Source organism: Micromonospora sp. NPDC002296, from assembly GCF_040296145.1.
Classification (GTDB): Bacteria; Actinomycetota; Actinomycetes; order Mycobacteriales; family Micromonosporaceae; genus Micromonospora.
This window is the reverse complement of sequence record NZ_JBEOWQ010000002.1, coordinates 152,833-168,578: the sequence shown is the minus strand read 5'-3', so window position 1 is coordinate 168,578 and position 15,746 is coordinate 152,833. Positions and strand designations below refer to the sequence as shown.

Sequence of the window (15,746 nt, the reverse complement as noted above, 5' to 3'; positions counted from 1 at the left end):
CGGCGTCAGCCCGCCCGCAGGACGACGGTCCAGGTGGTCGTCGTGGTGCTGGCCGCCGCGCCCGTCGCGCTCAGGCCGCCGTACGCGCCGGTCGGGACCGACCTCCCGGAGTCGGCGAGCAGCCCGGTGACCCGGCCGCCGCCGGTCTGCGAGCTGTTGCCGCGCGTCTGGACGCCGGGCGGCGCGGTCAGCGCGGTGGACGTGGAGTCGCCGTGCAGCCAGTACGACACGGCCCACCCCCGCGCGGCGGTCACCGGGGCGGTCGGGGTGACCCGGACGGCGGAGCTGGCCGGGTCGGTGGCCCGGGAGTGCCCGGCGATTGGTCCGGCCGGATCGGTTCCCCGGTACGCGGCGAGCACCAGGTTGCCCTTCGACTGCGAGCCGAGGGTGACCCGTACGGTCGACCCCGCGTCACCGGCGCCGGCGACCTTCCACCAGGCCGTGGTGGTGGCGTAGCCGCCGTCGAGGCGGTCCAACCGGGTCCAGCCGGTGACCCCGGTCGGCTCGCCGGTGGTGGCGTGGGTGTTCTGGCTCAGGAACAGCAGCAGGGCGTCGCCCGCCCGGACACCCGAGGGCACCGCGACGGAGTGGGTCGTGACGTTCGCGTTGGCGGTGGCCTGCCCGACGTACGAGATCAGCTCCGGCAGCGGCGCGACCGTGACGTCCAGCGTGGCGGTGCCGGTGGCGCCCCGGTCGTCGGTGACGGTGAGCGTGACCGGGTAGGTGCCCGCCTCGGCGTACGCGTGGGTGGTGCTCGGGACGCTGTCCGTGTCGGCGGTCGACCCGTCGCCGAAGGCCCAGGCGTGATCCTGGACAGCCCCGTCGGCGTCGGTGGAGCCGGCGCCCGAGAACGTGCACACCAGCCCGGCGCAGGACGGCGCGAGGCGGGCCACGGGCGGGGTGTTGGCCGCCCCGCCGGGGCCCTTGAGCAACCTGATCCAGTCGATGTCGCCGGCGAAGTAGTCGCAGGTGACGTCCACCCCGTCGCAGGCGCTCTTGCCACCGACGGAGAGCTGCCAGTTGTTGGCGATCGTCCCGGTGGGGCCGGTGAGCCGGCTGGTGCGCACGCCGTCGACGTACATCTCGACGTACGTCGAGGTGCGGTTGCAGGTCACCGTGTGCCACTGCCCGTCGGCGATCGACGTGCCCGTGTAGCCGGTGCGCGTCGCGCCGTCGCCGCCGCGGAACATGCACCGGGGCTTGCCGGCGGGCGCCTCGAACTTCCAGTAGCCGCCGGCCGTGTTGCCCTGCCCCTTCTGCAGGATGTTGCCGAAGGAGCGCGTGGTGCGGTACCGGATGGTGAACGAGAAGTCCCCGGCCTCGGGGTTGAACTCGTTGCTCGCCGGCACCAGGTCGACGTGTCCCGGCACGTACTCGTGGTCGGCGGGGTTGTGGTACGCGAACCGGTGGGCGGTCGCGCCCGCGTAGCGCACCCCGGCGGCCACCTCGGCGCCGACCGTCCCGTGCCGGCCGTTGCCGCTGCTGTCGGCGAGGACCGTGGCGCCCGCCGGCTCGTCCATGCTCCAGAAGGCCACCGTCCGGGTGGCGACCGCCTGCGCCGGGGCGGCCCCGACCAGCACCCCGGCGGCGGCCAGCGTGGTGGCCACGGCGAGCCGGCCGACCGTCCGGACAACCCGTCGTCGCGTCGTCGCGCGCATCAGCATCGCCTCCTCGTGGCTCACCGGCGAGCGTGGCACGGGAACGAACTCGACTCCATGCCCCGTCAGGGTGGAAACCCGGCACCCGGTGCCGGTGGGGCGGGACCGATCGGCGGGGGTGGCGTTCCACCGGTGCGGCGTTTGTCACACCCGGTCGGCCGGGCGAACCGGGCAGGCGGCCGGGCCGGTCGCGAATGCCCGCACGGGAGTCAACCCCGAGTACGGGGGCGCGCATTTTAGCAAGTATGTAGCGACGACGACATCGTCTCAACAGGCGAACCGTGCTCATCTCTGGCAGCATTGTCTGCCATGTGCGGACTGGCTGGGGAATTTCGGCGTGACGGCTCGCGGGCCGATGTCGCGGCGGTGGAGCGCATGGCGGCCACGATGAGCGATCGGGGCCCCGACGACAGCGGGGTGTGGTCCCAGGGGCCGACCGCCCTCGGCCACCGCCGCCTGAAGATCATCGACCTGTCGGCCGCCAGCGGGCAGCCGCTGGTCGACCCGGCGTCCGGGCTGACCGGGGTCTTCAACGGCTGCATCTACAACTACCGAGAGCTGCGCGAGGAGCTCCAGGCCAAGGGCCACCGGTTCTTCTCCTCCGGCGACAGCGAGGTGGTCGTCAAGGCGTACGCCGAGTGGGGGCTGGACTTCGTCGACCACCTGGTCGGCATGTTCGCCGTGGCGATCAGCGAACGGGACAGCGGTCGGCTGGTGCTGGCCCGGGACCGGCTCGGCATCAAGCCGCTCTACGTGGCCGAGACCCCGGGCGTGGTGCGCTTCGCCAGCACCCTGCCGGCCCTGCTGGCCGGCGGCGGCGTGGACACCACGATCGACCCGGTGGCGCTCGCCCACTACCTGAGCTTCCACAGCATCGTGCCGCCGCCGCGCACCATCCTGCGCGGGGTGGCCAAGCTGCCCCCGGCCACCGTCCGGGTGTACGAGGCGGACGGCACCAGCCGCGAGCGGGTCTACTGGGACCCGTCCTTCACCCGGCACGAGGAGCGGGCCGGGTGGTCCGCCCGCGACTGGGAGGACGCTCTGCTGGAGTCGCTGACCACGGCGGTGCGCCGCCGGATGGTCGCCGACGTCCCGGTCGGCGTGCTGCTCTCCGGCGGGCTGGACTCCAGTCTGGTGGTGGCCCTGCTGGCCGGGGAGGGCCAGCGCGGCCTGTCCACGTTCTCCATCGGCTTCGACGCCGTCGGCGGGCGGGAGGGCGACGAGTTCGTCTTCTCCGACCTGGTGGCGAAGAAGTTCGGCACCGACCACCACCAGATCCGGGTGGCCGCCCGCGACCTGCTGCCGCCCCTGGAGGCGGCCGTGGCGGCCATGAGCGAGCCGATGGTCAGCCACGACTGCGTGGCCTTCTACCTGCTCAGCCAGGAGGTGTCGAAGCACGTCAAGGTGGTCCAGTCCGGCCAGGGCGCGGACGAGATCCTCGGCGGCTACCACTGGTACCCGCCGCTGGCCGGGGTCGACCGGGAGCGGGCCGTCGAGACGTACGCGAAGGCGTTCTTCGACCGGGACGCGGCCGGGCTGGCCCGGGTCCTCGATCCGGCCTGGCTGGCCGACGGCGACCCGGCGCGGGAGTTCGTGGCCGCCCACCTGGCCCGGGCGGGCGCGCAGACGGCGGTCGACGCCGGTTTGCGGATCGACACCCAGATCATGCTGACCGACGACCCGGTGAAGCGGGTCGACAACATGACCATGGCGCACGGGCTGGAGGCCCGGGTGCCGTTCCTCGACCACGAGTTCGTGGAGCTGGCCGCGACCTGCCCGCCGGAGCTGAAGCTGGCCCAGGGCGGCAAGGGCGTGCTGAAGGAGATCGGCCGCCGGGTCCTGCCGTACGAGGTCATCGACCGGCCGAAGGGCTACTTCCCCGTGCCGGGCCTCACCCACCTGGAGGGCAAGCTCCTCGACCGGGTACGCGACGCGCTGCACGCGCCGCAGGCCCGCCAGCGCGGCCTGTTCCGCACCGAGTACGTCGACGCGCTGTTGTCCGACCCGAACGCCGAACTCACCCCGTTGAACGGAAACAAGCTGTGGCAGCTGGGACTCCTGGAAATGTGGCTCCAGAGCCACGGAATCGACTGAAGGTGAGCGACACACCGGCGACCGGGACCGCATCCACCGACCCGGAACGGGTGCTCGGCCGGCGACGCGAACGGGTCGGGCCGGGCGGGGACCCTGTGGCTCCCGCCCCGGTCGAGGCGGAACGGCCCACCGGGGGCGACGGCGTGGTGCTCGACTGCGGCTGGGGCCGGCTGGTCTTCGGCCAGACCTTCGCCGACCAGTCCGCCGTGGCCGCGGTGCTGCGCTCGGAGGCCGCCGGCGCCCGGGACATCTGCATCTACCTGCGCGACCCGCACGTGCTGGTGTCCCGGCTGCCCGACGAGCTGTTCATCGACCCGTCCCTGACGTACCGGCTGCGGCTGCCCGCCGGCCCGGCCGGCCCCCCGGCCGACGGCGAGGCCGACGCCCTGCCCGGGCTGCGGATCCGGACGCTGCGCGACGCCGACGACGCCGACGCGGTGAACCGGATCTACGCCCGTAACGGCATGGTCACCGCCCCGGTCGACGTGCTGGTCGACAACGCCCGCACCGACCGGTTCCTGCACCTGGTGGCCGAGGACGCCACCGGGGACCTGGTCGGCACGATCACCGGCGTGGACCACGTCGCTGTCTTCGCCGACCCGGACAACGGCGCCAGCCTGTGGTGCCTCACCGTGGACTTCAACACCGCGCCGCCCGGCACCGGCCAGGCCCTGCTCACCGAGCTGACCGCCCGGCTCACCGAGCGCGGCCGGGCGTTCGTCGACCTGTCGGTGCTGGCCGAGAACACCGGGGCGATCCGGCTGTACGAGCGGCTCGGCTTCTACCGCACCGCCACGCTCTGCGTGAAGCGGAAGAACCCGATCAACGAGCGGCTCTTCCTGCCCGCCACCCCGCAGGGGTACGACCTGCTCAACCCGTACGCGAGGATCGTCGCGGACGAGGCGATGCGCCGGGGCATCCGGGTGGAGATCACCGACCCGGAGTGGGGCGAGCTGCGGCTGAGCAACGGTGGCCGGACGATCGTCACCCGCGAGTCGCTGTCGGAGCTGACCTCGGCGGTGGCGATGAGCCGGTGCGACGACAAGCGGGTCACCCGGCGGATCCTCACCGAGGCGGGCCTGTCGGTGCCGCGCGGCCGGACCGCGACCGGGGACGACGCCGACGCCGCGTTCCTGGCCGAGGTGGGCCGGGTGGTGGTGAAGCCGGCGCGCGGCGAGCAGGGCAACGGCATCACCGTCGGGGTACGCACCCCGGAGGCGCTGGCCACCGCCGTCGCGCTGGCCCGGGGCTTCTGCCCGGACGTGCTCGTCGAGGAGATGCGCGACGGCGAGGACCTGCGGGTGATCGTCATCGACCACGAGGTGGTCGCCGCAGCCGTCCGCCGGCCCGCGCAGGTGACCGGCGACGGGGTGCACGACATCGCCGAGCTGATCGAGCGGCAGAGCCGCCGCCGGGCCGCCGCCACCGGGGGTGAGTCCCGCATCCCGGTGGACGACATGACCCGGGACGTGGTCGCCGAGGCCGGGTACGAGCTGCGCGACGTGCTGCCCGAGGGCACGGTGCTGGCCGTCCGCCGGACCGCGAACCTGCACACCGGTGGCACGATCCACGACGTCACCGGCGAGCTGCACCCGGAGATCGCCGAGGCGTGCGTGGCGGCCAGCCGGGCGCTGGACATCCCGGTCACGGGGGTTGACCTGCTGGTTCCCGCCCCCGACCGGCCGGAGCACGTGTTCATCGAGGCGAACGAGCGGCCCGGCCTGGCCAACCACGAGCCGCAACCGACCGCCGAGCGCTTCGTCGACCTGCTCTTCCCCGGCACGCGGGCACCGCAACGCCTCTGGTCACCGGCGGGTGCGGCAAGCTCTCAGGCATGACCGCACGCAAGCCCGTCCCACTGAAGATCGACCTGGACTACCTCCGCCAGGTGCTGCTGGAGCTGCTGGAGATCCCGAGCCCGTCCGGGCGCACCGACCACGTGCAGCAGTACGTCGGCGAGCGCCTCTCCGCGTTCGGGATCTCCTCCACCCTGACCCGGCGCGGCGCGCTGAGCGCCTGCCTGCCGGGGCCCCGGCAGACAGGTGCGGACCGGGCGATCGTGGTGCACACCGACACCATCGGCGGCATGGTGAAGCGGCTCAAGGAGAACGGCCGGCTGGAGCTGATGCAGATCGGCACGCACAGCGCCCGGTTCGCCGAGGGCGCGCACGTGCGGATCTTCACCGACGACCTGGACCGGGTGGTCACCGGCCAGGTGCTGCCGCTCAAGGCCAGCGGGCACCGCTACAACGAGGCCGTCGACCTTCAGGGGGTCGGCTGGGAGCAGGTCGAGGTCCGGGTCGACGAGCCGGTGGACGACGAGGCCGGGCTGCGCGCCCTCGGCATCGACGCCGGGGACTTCGTGGCGTTCCTGCCCAACCCGACGGTCACCCCCAGCGGGTACGTCAAGTCCCGGCACCTGGACGACAAGGCCGGGGTGGCGGCGGTGCTGACCGCGTTCAAGGCGATGGTCGACGCGGGTGTGACCCCGGCGGTGACCGCGCACCTGCTGGTCACGGTCACCGAGGAGATCGGGCACGGGGCGAGCCACGGCCTGGACCCGGACGTCGCCGAGATCGTCTCCGTGGACGCCGCGGTGGTCGCCCCCGGGCAGCAGTCCCGGGAGCATGCGGCCACCCTGGCGATGGGCGACGGCGTCGGCCCGTTCGACTACCACCTCACCCGCAACCTGGCTGCGATCGCCCGCGAGCACGGGGTGGACCTGGTCCGGGACGTCTTCGAGTACTACCGCTCGGACGTGGCGGCGGCGGTCGAGGCGGGCGCGCACGCCCGGGTGGCGCTGCTCGGCTTCGGGGTGGACGCCACCCACGGCCACGAGCGCACCCACCTCGACGGGCTGAGCCACCTGGCCCAGCTGCTCTGCCTCTACCTCCAGAGCGACCTGGTCTTCCCCGAGTGGGACGCCGAGCCGGAGGGCGACCTGGCCGACTTCCCGTCGCTGGCGGTGCAGCCGGCCAGCGAGGAGGGCCCCCGCGAGGGCCCGATCGGCATCGCCGACTGAGCCGGGCCGGGCCGCCACGGCCCGGCCCGCGTTTGTTCCCGCCGGCCCTGTGAACGAAATTCCGTTGCCGACGCCTGGGGTAGTGGATAGCGTGGTCGTACACGTGAAAGGAGGTGGTCCAGAGTTGTACAGCAATCGGACTCGTGAGGTGGCTGTCCGCTAGCCGCTGTCCTCGACAGTGACAACCCCGTCCGCCGCGAGGCGGGCATGCACCATCGTCGGGACCGTGTGGCAGCGGTGCGGCGAAACCACGACAGCCACCCGACCCCCGGGGTGCCGGCCCAGTCCAGCCGGCCCGTGCGCGAGCACGGAAACCCCGGGGGTCGCTCCATGTCCGGCCGAGCCGGACCGGGCAGCCCAGCCGGGGAGGCATCCTTGTCCATGCGTGAGCTGGTGGTGCTCGGGACGGCCAGTCAGGCGCCGACCCGGGCGCGCAACCACAACGGGTACGTGCTGCGCTGGGACGACGAGGTGATCCTCTTCGACCCGGGCGAGGGCAGCCAGCGGCAACTCCTGCACACCGGCGTCACCGCCACCGACCTGACCCGGATCTGCGTCACCCACTTCCACGGCGACCACTGCCTCGGCCTGCCCGGCACCATCCAGCGGCTCTCCCTGGACCGGGTGCCCCGCCCGGTGGCCGTGCACTTCCCGGCCGGCGGCGCCGAGTACTTCGACCGGCTGCGGCACGCGTCGAGCTTCCACGAGACCGCCGAGCTGGCCGTCGAGCCGATCACCGCCGACGGGCAGCGGTTCGCCCTGCGCGCCGGCACGCTGGAGGCCCGCCGGCTGCGGCACCCGATCGAGACGTACGGCTACCGGCTCGTCGAGCCGGACGGCTGCCGGATGCTGCCGGAGCGGCTGGCCGCGTACGGCATCGCCGGGCCGGCCGTCGGGGAGCTGCTCCGCGTCGGCCACCTCGACGTCGGCGGTCGCCGCGTGACCCGGGACGAGGTGAGCGTGACCCGGCCGGGGCAGCGGTTCGCCTTCGTGATGGACACCGGCCTCTGCGACGGGGTGTACGCCCTCGCCGAGCACGCCGACCTGCTGGTCATCGAGTCGACGTTCCTGGCCTCCGAGGCCGCGCTCGCCGCCGAGGTCGGGCACCTCACGGCGGGCCAGGCCGCCCGGGTCGCGGCCGAGTCGGGGGTACGCACGCTGGTGCTGACCCACTTCTCCCAGCGGTACGCCGACACCCGGCGCTTCGCCGACGAGGCCCGGCAGCACTTCGCCGGTGACCTGGTAATCGCCGAGGACCTGACCACCGTGCCGGTCCCGCCCCGGCGGGTAGCCTCGGGCGGGTGACGATCACCCTGCGCCACGCGACCCTCGACGACCTGCGCCCGGTGGGGGCGCTGCACCAGCGGTCCCGGGTGGCGGCGTACTCGTCGTTCCTGCCGGCGGAGGCCCTCGCGGACCCGACCCCTGAGGCGATGGGCGAGTACTGGGCCGAGCGGTGGACGTGGGAGCGGGACGAGCACCTGATGACCGTCGTCGAGCGGGACGGCCGGCTGGTCGGGTTCAGCTACCTCGGCCCGGACGACCAGGACGATCCGGCGACCGGCCTGCTCAACGCCATCCACCTCGACCCCGCCGAGCAGGGTCGGGGCACCGGCCGGGCGTTGATGGCGGACGCGCTGGCCACCATGCGCGGCCGGGGCCGGCGTCGGGCGGTGCTGTGGGTGCTGGAGCCCAACGCCCACGCCCGCCGGTTCTACGAACGCGGCGGCTGGCGGCCCACCGGTGAGCGCCGCGAGGAGCAGATCGGCACCGTCCGTACCCCCCAGCTCCGCTACGCCCGCGAGTTGTAGGGAGGGGCACCCAAGGTCGATGAGCGGGCCTTGACGAGAAAGATCTCTCAATTGGGTTCCGCCTGCCGCTCGATCCGGACATGGAGCTGCGGCACCTCCGTCCGGCCCATCGTCTTCCGCGTGATCCGCGTCCACGACGACTGGCACACCTACCACGGATGGCTGTGGCTCGACGGCTACGAGGCCGATGCCAGGGGCGACGCCGTGACCCGCCGCGCGAACCACGTCCAACCGGCGGGGCTACGGTGCTGAACCCCACCCCGAGAACGCCGGCCACGCCATCGCGGACACCGGCGGCGCCCCGCCGGCCTGCAACCACCTCCGAAGCCCCCGCAACCCGTCGACGCGCCCCTGAATCGCGAAACTTGGACAGTTCTTGTTCACCTTCAACGAGAACGGTCCAAGGTCCAGGCGCGGTGACGCCGACGGTGGAGGAGCAGCGGCGATCGGGGGTGCCACACCGGTCGCCACTTGGTGGCCCGCGTAGGGGCACCCCCGGCGGGGCGTCAGGCGCCGTCGCGGTCCGAGTCCGCCGAGAAGTTGATCACGCCGAGGTAGCCGTCGCCGTCCTCGACGATCTTCATCAGCATGCTGTCGGCGTAGATGTTGTCCTTGTCGTTGAAGGTGTCCCGCCCGGTGTGCGTGGCGTACGGCGCCGCGGCGAAGACCTTCGTGTTGAGCGCCTCGTCGAACATCACCTGGGTGGTGAGCACGCGATTGTTGTTCACGTGCACCATGGCGTGGATGTGCACGGTGCGGCCCCGGTACCAGCCCGGCCAGACGGTGACGAACTCGACGATCCCGTCGGCGTTGGTGACCTGGGCACCGCGCAGGTAACGCTTGTCGTCGGTCGGGGTGAGGTCGGCCGCCTCCCCCTCGGAGCCGCCACCCGGGGCCCCGCCGCCGGGGGCACCGCTGGGCGGAGTCCCACCGGGCCCACCGCCGAGAGCGCCGCTCGGCGGAGTACCGCCCGGTCCACCGCCGGGGGCACCGCTGGGCGGAGCACCGCCGGGGGCACCGCCGCCGGTCGACTGGCCCTCCGCGCCCGAGTACAGCCCCGCCGCGTCGCAGTGCCAGATCTCCACGACGGCGTTCGGCAGCGGAGCGCACTTCTCGCTGTCCTGCACCCGGATGGCCACCCGCAGCCGGGTGCCCGGCCGGTCCTCCCGGATGTCGCGACGGATCTTGTCGGCGTCGAAGTAGTACGGGCCCTGGGTGGTGCTCGCGGTCAGCGTGCAGGTGTTCGCGTCGGTGAAGAGCGCGGCGAGGTCACCCGACGTGCCTGCGGTGGCCTGTGGCGTCACGGTCTCACCGGTCGACGTGGTGACGGTGCCGTCGTCCCGTCCGCAGGCGGCCAGCAGGCCGGCCAGCCCGATCGATCCGACGCCGGCGATCAGCCTGCGACGGCTGACCCGCTGCCCTTCGTGGTGGTCGAGGTCGTGGCGCATGGGTCCTCCCCGGGTGGCTCGATGACGGATCAACCGATCCGGCACCGACGCTAGGCCGGGGGGTTGGGCGGCTCCTGTGCCGAACTTGTGCGCCTGCTGTGTAACGGGTCAGGGCCCCTTCCCGGTCGGGGAAGGGGCCCTGCGGCACGCCACCGCATCAGGAGGTGCCGAGACGCGGTCGGGTCAGTGTGCGCCGAGGTGGGCAAGCAGGTCCTGCCGGGTCAGCACGCCCTTGGGCTTGCCGTCCACCAGCACCAGCGCCGCGTCGGACTTCTCCAGCAGCGCGACCGCCTCGCTCACCGGCTGGCCGCCGCCGATCATCGGCAGCGGGTCGGTCATGTGCCGCTCGATCGTGTCGTGCAGGTGCGCCTGGCCGGTGAACAGGGCGTCGAGCAGGTCCCGCTCCGCGATCGAGCCGGCCACCTCGCCGGTCACCACGGGCGGCTCGGCCTTGAGCACCGGGAGCTGGGAGACGCCGTACTCGCGCATGTAGTCGATGGCGTCACGGACCGTCTCGGTCGGGTGCACGTGCACCAACTCGGGCAGCCCGCCCGGCTTGCCGGCGAGGGCGTCGGCGACGGTCGGCTCGCTGCCGGAGTTGTCCAGGAAGCCGTACCGGGCCATCCAGGTGTCGTTGAAGATCTTCGACAGGTATCCCTTGCCGCTGTCCGGCAGCAGCACCACGACCACGTCGTCCGGGCCGGCGGCGCGGGCCACCTCCAGGGCGGCGACCACGGCCATCCCGCAGGAGCCGCCGACCAGCAGCCCCTCCTCGCGGGCCAGCCGCCGGGTCATCTCGAAGGACGCCTTGTCGGAGACCTCCACGATCTCGTCGGTGATGCTCCGGTCGTACGTCTCGGGCCAGAAGTCCTCGCCGACCCCCTCGACCAGGTACGGCCGGCCGGTGCCGCCGGAGTAGACCGAGCCCTCCGGGTCCGCGCCGACGATCCGCACCCGCCCGTCGGAGGCCTCCTTCAGGTACCGGCCGATGCCGGAGATGGTGCCGCCGGTGCCCACCCCGGCCACGAAGTGGGTCAGTCCGCCGCCGGTCTGCTTCCACAGCTCCGGCCCGGTGGTCTCGTAGTGCGAGCGCGGGTTGGCCGGGTTGCTGTACTGGTCGGGCTTCCACGCGCCGGGGATCTCCCGGGCCAGCCGGTCGGAGACGTTGTAGTAGGAGCGCGGGTCCTCCGGCGCGACGGCGGTCGGGCAGACCACCACCTCCGCGCCGTACGCCCGCAGCACGTCCTGCTTGTCCTGGCTGACCTTGTCCGGGCAGACGAACACGCACCGGTAGCCCTTGAGCTGGGCCACCAGGGCCAGCCCGACGCCGGTGTTGCCGCTGGTCGGCTCGACGATGGTGCCGCCCGGCCCCAGGATCCCGGCGGCCTCGGCGTCCTCGACCATCCGCAGCGCGATCCGGTCCTTCACCGAACCGCCCGGGTTGAGGTACTCCACCTTCGCGAGCACGGTCGCCCGGATGCCCTCGGTGACGTTGCGCAGCCGTACCAGTGGGGTGTTGCCGATCAGCTCGACGACGTTGTCGTAGTACTGCACCTCGTTGTGCCCTCCGTTACGGCGCCGGCGACGGCGGCCGGGCAGACGTTGATTCGACGCCCAGGGTACGTGCCGTCAGGGCGTCACATGCCCCGGGATGACCGAGCTGCGGCGGGTCTCCCACTCCAGGAACCGCTCTGTCTCCGCCAGCACGGCGCCGGCCAGCCAGGTGACCATGACCGCGTCGTCGGCCAGCCCGAAGATCGCCAGCGGGATCTCCGGGAGCAGGTCGATCGGCGAGACGATGTACGCCGTCGCCGCGGTCATCAGGGCCAGCCGGAGGCCGCCGTCGTACTCGCCCCGGGTGGTGGCCCGGATCATCCGGGGCAGCGCCCCCAGCCGGGCGCCCAGCGACGGGCCGCCCCTCGCCCCGGAGGACAGCGCCCTGGCCAACGCCGTGAACGCCGCGCCACGTTTCAGTGTCTTTCCCATCTCCACACCCCTCTCCGCCCGACATCGTGCGGTGTCGGTGCAAGGAATACCCGCAACCGTCGGATCCCAGGCATCGCAGAGGGCAGCACGACGACAGCGGCATGTCGTGCCGGCGCGATAATGTCGCTGTATGGGGGTCGCTGGTTCCGCCGTACCGGTTGGTCCGCGCTGGCGCCGCGCCCGGCGGGTCGCCCGCCTGGCGGCGCTCGGCACGGGCGCCACCGCCGCTGCCGCCGTCGCCACGGGCGGGGTGCTGATCGGCCAGGCCCGGCAGGCCCGGCGCACCATACCGATGGCCGAGGCGCCCCCGCCCCGCTGCGACGGCGTCTACGGCGCGAAGCTCCCCGGCCCGCCGCTGACCGTGGTGATCCTCGGCGACTCCACCGCCGCCGGGTACGGGGTGCACCGCCGCCGGGAGACCCCCGGGTCGCTGCTGGCCACCGGGCTGTCCCGCCGCCTGCACCGCCCGGTGCGGCTGCACCGGTTCGCCGTGGTGGGCGCCATCTCGTCGGGGCTCAAGCCGCAGGTGGAGTCCGCGCTGGAGCACCAGCCGGACGTCGCGGTGATCCTGATCGGCGGCAACGACGTCACCAACCGTGCCCCGGCGAGCCTGGCCGTGCGCTACCTGTTCGACGCGGTCCACGCGCTGCGCGAGGGCGGGTGCGAGGTGGTGGTCGGCACCTGCCCCGACCTCGGGGCGATCCGGCCGATCCAGCCGCCGCTGCGCTGGCTGGCCCGGCGGTGGAGCCGGCAGCTCGCCGCCGCCCAGACGGTGGCGGTGGTGGAGGCGGGCGGCTGGACGGTCTCCCTCGCCGACCTGCTCGGTCCCCGGTTCGTCGCCGAGCCGACCCGGATGTTCGCCTGGGACCGGTTCCATCCCTCCGCCGAGGGGTACGCGATGGCCGCCGCCGCGCTGCTGCCGACCGTGCTCTCGGCGCTCGGCGCCGGGCAGGAGCGCCGCCCTGGCCTCGCGCGCGGGGAAGGCGTACGGTCGCTGCCTGAGGCCGCCCAGGAGGCGGCCCGGCACGCGGGCACGGAGGTCAGCGCCACCCAGGTCCACGGGCGCGACCGGGGGCCGGGCGGGCGATGGGCGCAGCTGCGTCGGCGGGCCTTCTTCGGCGTCGGCGCGGTGCCGCAACCCGGCCCGGCCGCCGACTCACCCACACTGGAGGGACGGCCATGACCGAGCACAGCGGTAGCCACGGCGCGGGGGACCGGGGTCTGGGCGCGGAACTCGCCCTCCGGGTGGGCCGGGCTGCGGCCCTGTCCCTGATCGCCGGGACGATCGGCGGCGCGGCCGTCCTCGCCGGCGAGGCGTTCGTCGCCCGCAACCGCCGGTATGCCCAGCCGGAGCTCGGGCTGGCCCTGCGTGCCACGGTGGGGCGGCCGGGCGCGCCGCCGCTGCGGCTGGTCCTGCTCGGCGACTCGTCCGCCCTCGGAGTCGGCGTGGGCCGGCTGGGCGACACCGTCGGCGGGCAGCTCGCCCATCTGCTCGCCGAGGGGCCGGCGGGCCGCCAGGTGCACCTGTCCAGCGTCGGGGTGTCCGGCTCCCGCTCCACCGACCTGGCCACCCAGGTGGCTCGGGCGCTGCTCGGCCCGCGCCCCGACGTGGCGGTGATCCTGATCGGCGCCAACGACGCCACCGCGCTGCGCCGGCCGGTGGAGGCCGGGGCGTACCTGGGGGCGGCCGTGCGGCGACTGCGCGAGGCGCACGTCGAGGTCGTCGTCGGCACCTGCCCCGACCTGGGGGCGGTCCACGCGATCGCCCCACCGCTGCGGCAGGTGGTCGGCTGGGCCGGCCGGCGGGTGGCCCGGGCACAGACCGTCGCCGTGCTCGACGCCGGGGGCACCGTGGTCGACCTGGGCACCGAGACCGGTCCGGTGTTCCGGGCCGACGCCGGCACCTTCTGCCACGACGGGTTCCACCCCTCCGCCGACGGGTACCGGATCTGGGCGCACGCGCTGATCCCGGCGGTCGCCGCCGCGGCGAACGTCGCCTCCCGCCACTGACCGTCGCCGCCGGGCCCCGGCGTGCGGGGGTGACATTTCCCGCCGGGTGGGACGCTTCCCCGGCATGTTACCGGCGAGTTAACGTTGGTTCATGCCGACCGAGTCGTCCCGCGACGCCGTCATCGTTGCCACCGCCCGCTCCCCCATCGGCCGGGCGCACAAGGGTTCCCTGCGCGACGTCCGCCCCGATGACCTCGCCGCCACCATCGTCCGGGCCGCCCTGGACAAGGTCCCCCAGCTCGACCCCGCCGAGATCGACGACCTCTACCTGGGCTGCGGCCTGCCCGGTGGCGAGCAGGGCTTCAACATGGCCCGGGTGGTCGCCACCCTGATGGGCCTGGACGGCCTGCCGGGTGCCACCCTGACCCGATATTGCGCCTCCTCGCTGCAGACCACCCGGATGGCGATGCACGCGATCCGGGCCGGCGAGGGCGACGTGTTCGTCTCCGCCGGGGTCGAGATGGTCTCCCGGTACGCCCGGGGCAACTCCGACGGGCTGCCGCCCGAGGCGCAGGCGCTGGTGGGTGGCGGCTGGGAGAACCCCCGCTTCGCGGCGGCGCGGGAGCGGTCGGCGCAGCGCGCCCAGGGTGGCGCGGCGGTCTGGACGGACCCGCGAGAGTCCGGCGAACTGCCCGACATCTACCTGACCATGGGACAGACCGCCGAGAACCTGGCCCAGGTGCACGACGTGACCCGCGCCGACATGGACGCCTTCGGCGTGCGCAGCCAGAACCTGGCCGAGAAGGCGATCGCCGACGGCTTCTGGGCCCGTGAGATCACCCCCGTCACCACCGCCGACGGCACCGTGGTCGACGGCGACGACGGGCCCCGGGCCGGGGTCACCCTGGAGGGGGTCGCCGGGCTGAAGCCGGTGTTCCGCCCCGACGGCCGGATCACCGCCGGCAACTGCTGCCCGCTCAACGACGGCGCGGCCGCCGTGGTGATCATGAGCGCCCAGCGGGCCCGGGACCTGGGCATCACCCCGCTGGCCCGGATCGTCTCCACCGGAGTGACCGCGCTGTCCCCCGAGATCATGGGCCTCGGTCCGGTCGAGGCGTCGCGGCAGGCGCTCGCGCGGGCCGGCATGACCATCGACGACGTCGACCTGGTCGAGATCAACGAGGCGTTCGCCGCTCAGGTGATCCCCTCCTACCGACAGCTCGGCATCCCCGAGGAGAAGCTGAACGTGATGGGCGGGGCGATCGCCGTCGGCCACCCGTTCGGCATGACCGGCGCCCGGATCACCGGCACCCTGCTCAACGCCCTGGAGTGGCACGACGGGTCGGTCGGCCTGGAGACCATGTGCGTGGGCGGCGGCCAGGGCATGGCCATGGTCCTCGAGCGCCTCGGCTGACACCGGCGGGCCGGGCGGGTACCGGACCCGGCACGGCAGCGGTCAGAGCGCGGTACGGGTCGCCGCCACCTCGGCGGCGGCCCGGGCCAGCAGGTCGGTGGCCGGTCCGGCGGCCAGCAGGTCGGCGGTGACCACCCGGAGCTGGTCGGGCAGGGCGAGGTCGTTGCCGAGCCGGGGCACCGCCCGGCGGGGCTGCCCCTCGGCGTCGGCGGCGAGGTTCGCGAGCTCCTGCACCAGCCGGTGCACCAGGTCGGCCCGGGACACATCGCCGCCCCCGGCGACCGCCGCCCAGCGCGGTTGCTGCCAGTGCCCGACCTGACGGACCAGCAGTCCCACCGCCCGGTCCAGTTCCGCTGCGCTCAC

The 15,746-nt window shown here is 73.7% G+C and carries 14 protein-coding genes; 9 read left to right on the top strand and 5 right to left on the bottom strand.

Translation table 11 applies throughout. The features are described 5' to 3' along the window. Positions 1–5 precede the first annotated feature (5 nt). Positions 6–1,682 (bottom strand): PKD domain-containing protein, encoded by a 1,677-nt coding sequence (locus ABT023_RS02600; protein WP_350880911.1) that lies wholly within the window; start codon positions 1,680–1,682, stop codon positions 6–8. 285 nt (positions 1,683–1,967) lie between these two features. On the opposite strand from ABT023_RS02600, the gene ABT023_RS02595 reads away from it, so the two are divergent. The 6 genes from ABT023_RS02595 to ABT023_RS02570 all read left to right on the top strand — a co-directional run bounded on the left by ABT023_RS02595 (position 1,968) and on the right by ABT023_RS02570 (position 8,837). Continuing rightward, positions 1,968–3,752, top strand: a complete 1,785-nt coding sequence (locus tag ABT023_RS02595; RefSeq protein WP_350880909.1) for an N-acetylglutaminylglutamine amidotransferase — start codon at positions 1,968–1,970, stop codon at positions 3,750–3,752. A gap of 2 nt (positions 3,753–3,754) precedes the next feature. Further along, on the top strand, positions 3,755–5,590 hold the full coding sequence (gene ngg, locus ABT023_RS02590; RefSeq protein WP_350880907.1) for an N-acetylglutaminylglutamine synthetase: 1,836 nt from the start codon (positions 3,755–3,757) through the stop codon (positions 5,588–5,590). After that, positions 5,587–6,774 carry an osmoprotectant NAGGN system M42 family peptidase gene (locus ABT023_RS02585; RefSeq protein ID WP_350880905.1) on the top strand — a complete coding sequence of 396 codons (1,188 nt, stop codon included), beginning with the start codon at positions 5,587–5,589 and terminating at the stop codon, positions 6,772–6,774. The genes ngg and ABT023_RS02585 overlap by 4 nt, the downstream gene beginning before the upstream one ends. 375 nt (positions 6,775–7,149) lie before the next feature. Next, entirely contained in the window at positions 7,150–8,079 is a 930-nt protein-coding gene (locus tag ABT023_RS02580) for a ribonuclease Z (protein ID WP_350880902.1), read from the top strand. Continuing rightward, positions 8,076–8,585, top strand: coding sequence for a GNAT family N-acetyltransferase (locus ABT023_RS02575; RefSeq protein ID WP_350880899.1), 510 nt, complete (start codon positions 8,076–8,078; stop codon positions 8,583–8,585). The genes ABT023_RS02580 and ABT023_RS02575 overlap by 4 nt, the downstream gene beginning before the upstream one ends. A 42-nt stretch (positions 8,586–8,627) precedes the next feature. Beyond that, on the top strand, positions 8,628–8,837 hold the full coding sequence (locus tag ABT023_RS02570) for a hypothetical protein (RefSeq protein ID WP_502890575.1): 210 nt from the start codon (positions 8,628–8,630) through the stop codon (positions 8,835–8,837). A 254-nt stretch (positions 8,838–9,091) separates the two neighbouring features. On the opposite strand, the gene ABT023_RS02565 is transcribed toward ABT023_RS02570, so the two are convergent. The 3 genes from ABT023_RS02565 to ABT023_RS02555 all read right to left on the bottom strand — a co-directional run bounded on the left by ABT023_RS02565 (position 9,092) and on the right by ABT023_RS02555 (position 12,019). After that, positions 9,092–10,033 carry a dioxygenase family protein gene (locus ABT023_RS02565; protein WP_350880895.1) on the bottom strand — a complete coding sequence of 314 codons (942 nt, stop codon included), beginning with the start codon at positions 10,031–10,033 and terminating at the stop codon, positions 9,092–9,094. A 183-nt stretch (positions 10,034–10,216) separates the two neighbouring features. Beyond that, on the bottom strand, positions 10,217–11,587 hold the full coding sequence (locus ABT023_RS02560; RefSeq protein ID WP_350880893.1) for a cystathionine beta-synthase: 1,371 nt from the start codon (positions 11,585–11,587) through the stop codon (positions 10,217–10,219). Positions 11,588–11,662: 75 nt separating this feature from the next. Then, on the bottom strand, positions 11,663–12,019 hold the full coding sequence (locus ABT023_RS02555; protein ID WP_161687133.1) for a YkvA family protein: 357 nt from the start codon (positions 12,017–12,019) through the stop codon (positions 11,663–11,665). A gap of 130 nt (positions 12,020–12,149) precedes the next feature. Between ABT023_RS02555 and ABT023_RS02550 the strand changes: the two genes are divergently transcribed. From ABT023_RS02550 to ABT023_RS02540, 3 genes are all read left to right on the top strand, one after another. Further along, the gene (locus tag ABT023_RS02550) at positions 12,150–13,202 is read left to right on the top strand and encodes an SGNH/GDSL hydrolase family protein (protein ID WP_350880891.1); all 1,053 of its coding nucleotides are present in this window, start codon (positions 12,150–12,152) and stop codon (positions 13,200–13,202) included. Next, the gene (locus ABT023_RS02545) at positions 13,199–14,029 is read left to right on the top strand and encodes an SGNH/GDSL hydrolase family protein (protein ID WP_350880889.1); all 831 of its coding nucleotides are present in this window, start codon (positions 13,199–13,201) and stop codon (positions 14,027–14,029) included. The genes ABT023_RS02550 and ABT023_RS02545 overlap by 4 nt, the downstream gene beginning before the upstream one ends. 91 nt (positions 14,030–14,120) lie before the next feature. After that, entirely contained in the window at positions 14,121–15,383 is a 1,263-nt protein-coding gene (locus ABT023_RS02540; RefSeq protein ID WP_350880887.1) for an acetyl-CoA C-acetyltransferase, read from the top strand. Positions 15,384–15,425: 42 nt separating this feature from the next. Here ABT023_RS02540 and ABT023_RS02535 read toward each other — a convergent pair whose 3' ends face one another. After that, the gene (locus ABT023_RS02535; RefSeq protein ID WP_350880885.1) at positions 15,426–15,746 is read right to left on the bottom strand and encodes a hypothetical protein; all 321 of its coding nucleotides are present in this window, start codon (positions 15,744–15,746) and stop codon (positions 15,426–15,428) included.

Bases quoted from the DNA above. Each gene is read 5' to 3' on its own strand.
- ABT023_RS02595 (WP_350880909.1), top strand. From the start codon at position 1,968: ATGTGCGGACTGGCTGGGGAATTTCGGCGTGACGGCTCGCGGGCCGAT.
- ABT023_RS02585 (WP_350880905.1), top strand. From the start codon at position 5,587: ATGACCGCACGCAAGCCCGTCCCACTGAAGATCGACCTGGACTACCTC.
- ABT023_RS02565 (WP_350880895.1), bottom strand. From the start codon at position 10,033: ATGCGCCACGACCTCGACCACCACGAAGGGCAGCGGGTCAGCCGTCGC.
- ABT023_RS02555 (WP_161687133.1), bottom strand. From the start codon at position 12,019: ATGGGAAAGACACTGAAACGTGGCGCGGCGTTCACGGCGTTGGCCAGG.
- ABT023_RS02550 (WP_350880891.1), top strand. From the start codon at position 12,150: ATGGGGGTCGCTGGTTCCGCCGTACCGGTTGGTCCGCGCTGGCGCCGC.
- ABT023_RS02545 (WP_350880889.1), top strand. From the start codon at position 13,199: ATGACCGAGCACAGCGGTAGCCACGGCGCGGGGGACCGGGGTCTGGGC.
- ABT023_RS02540 (WP_350880887.1), top strand. From the start codon at position 14,121: ATGCCGACCGAGTCGTCCCGCGACGCCGTCATCGTTGCCACCGCCCGC.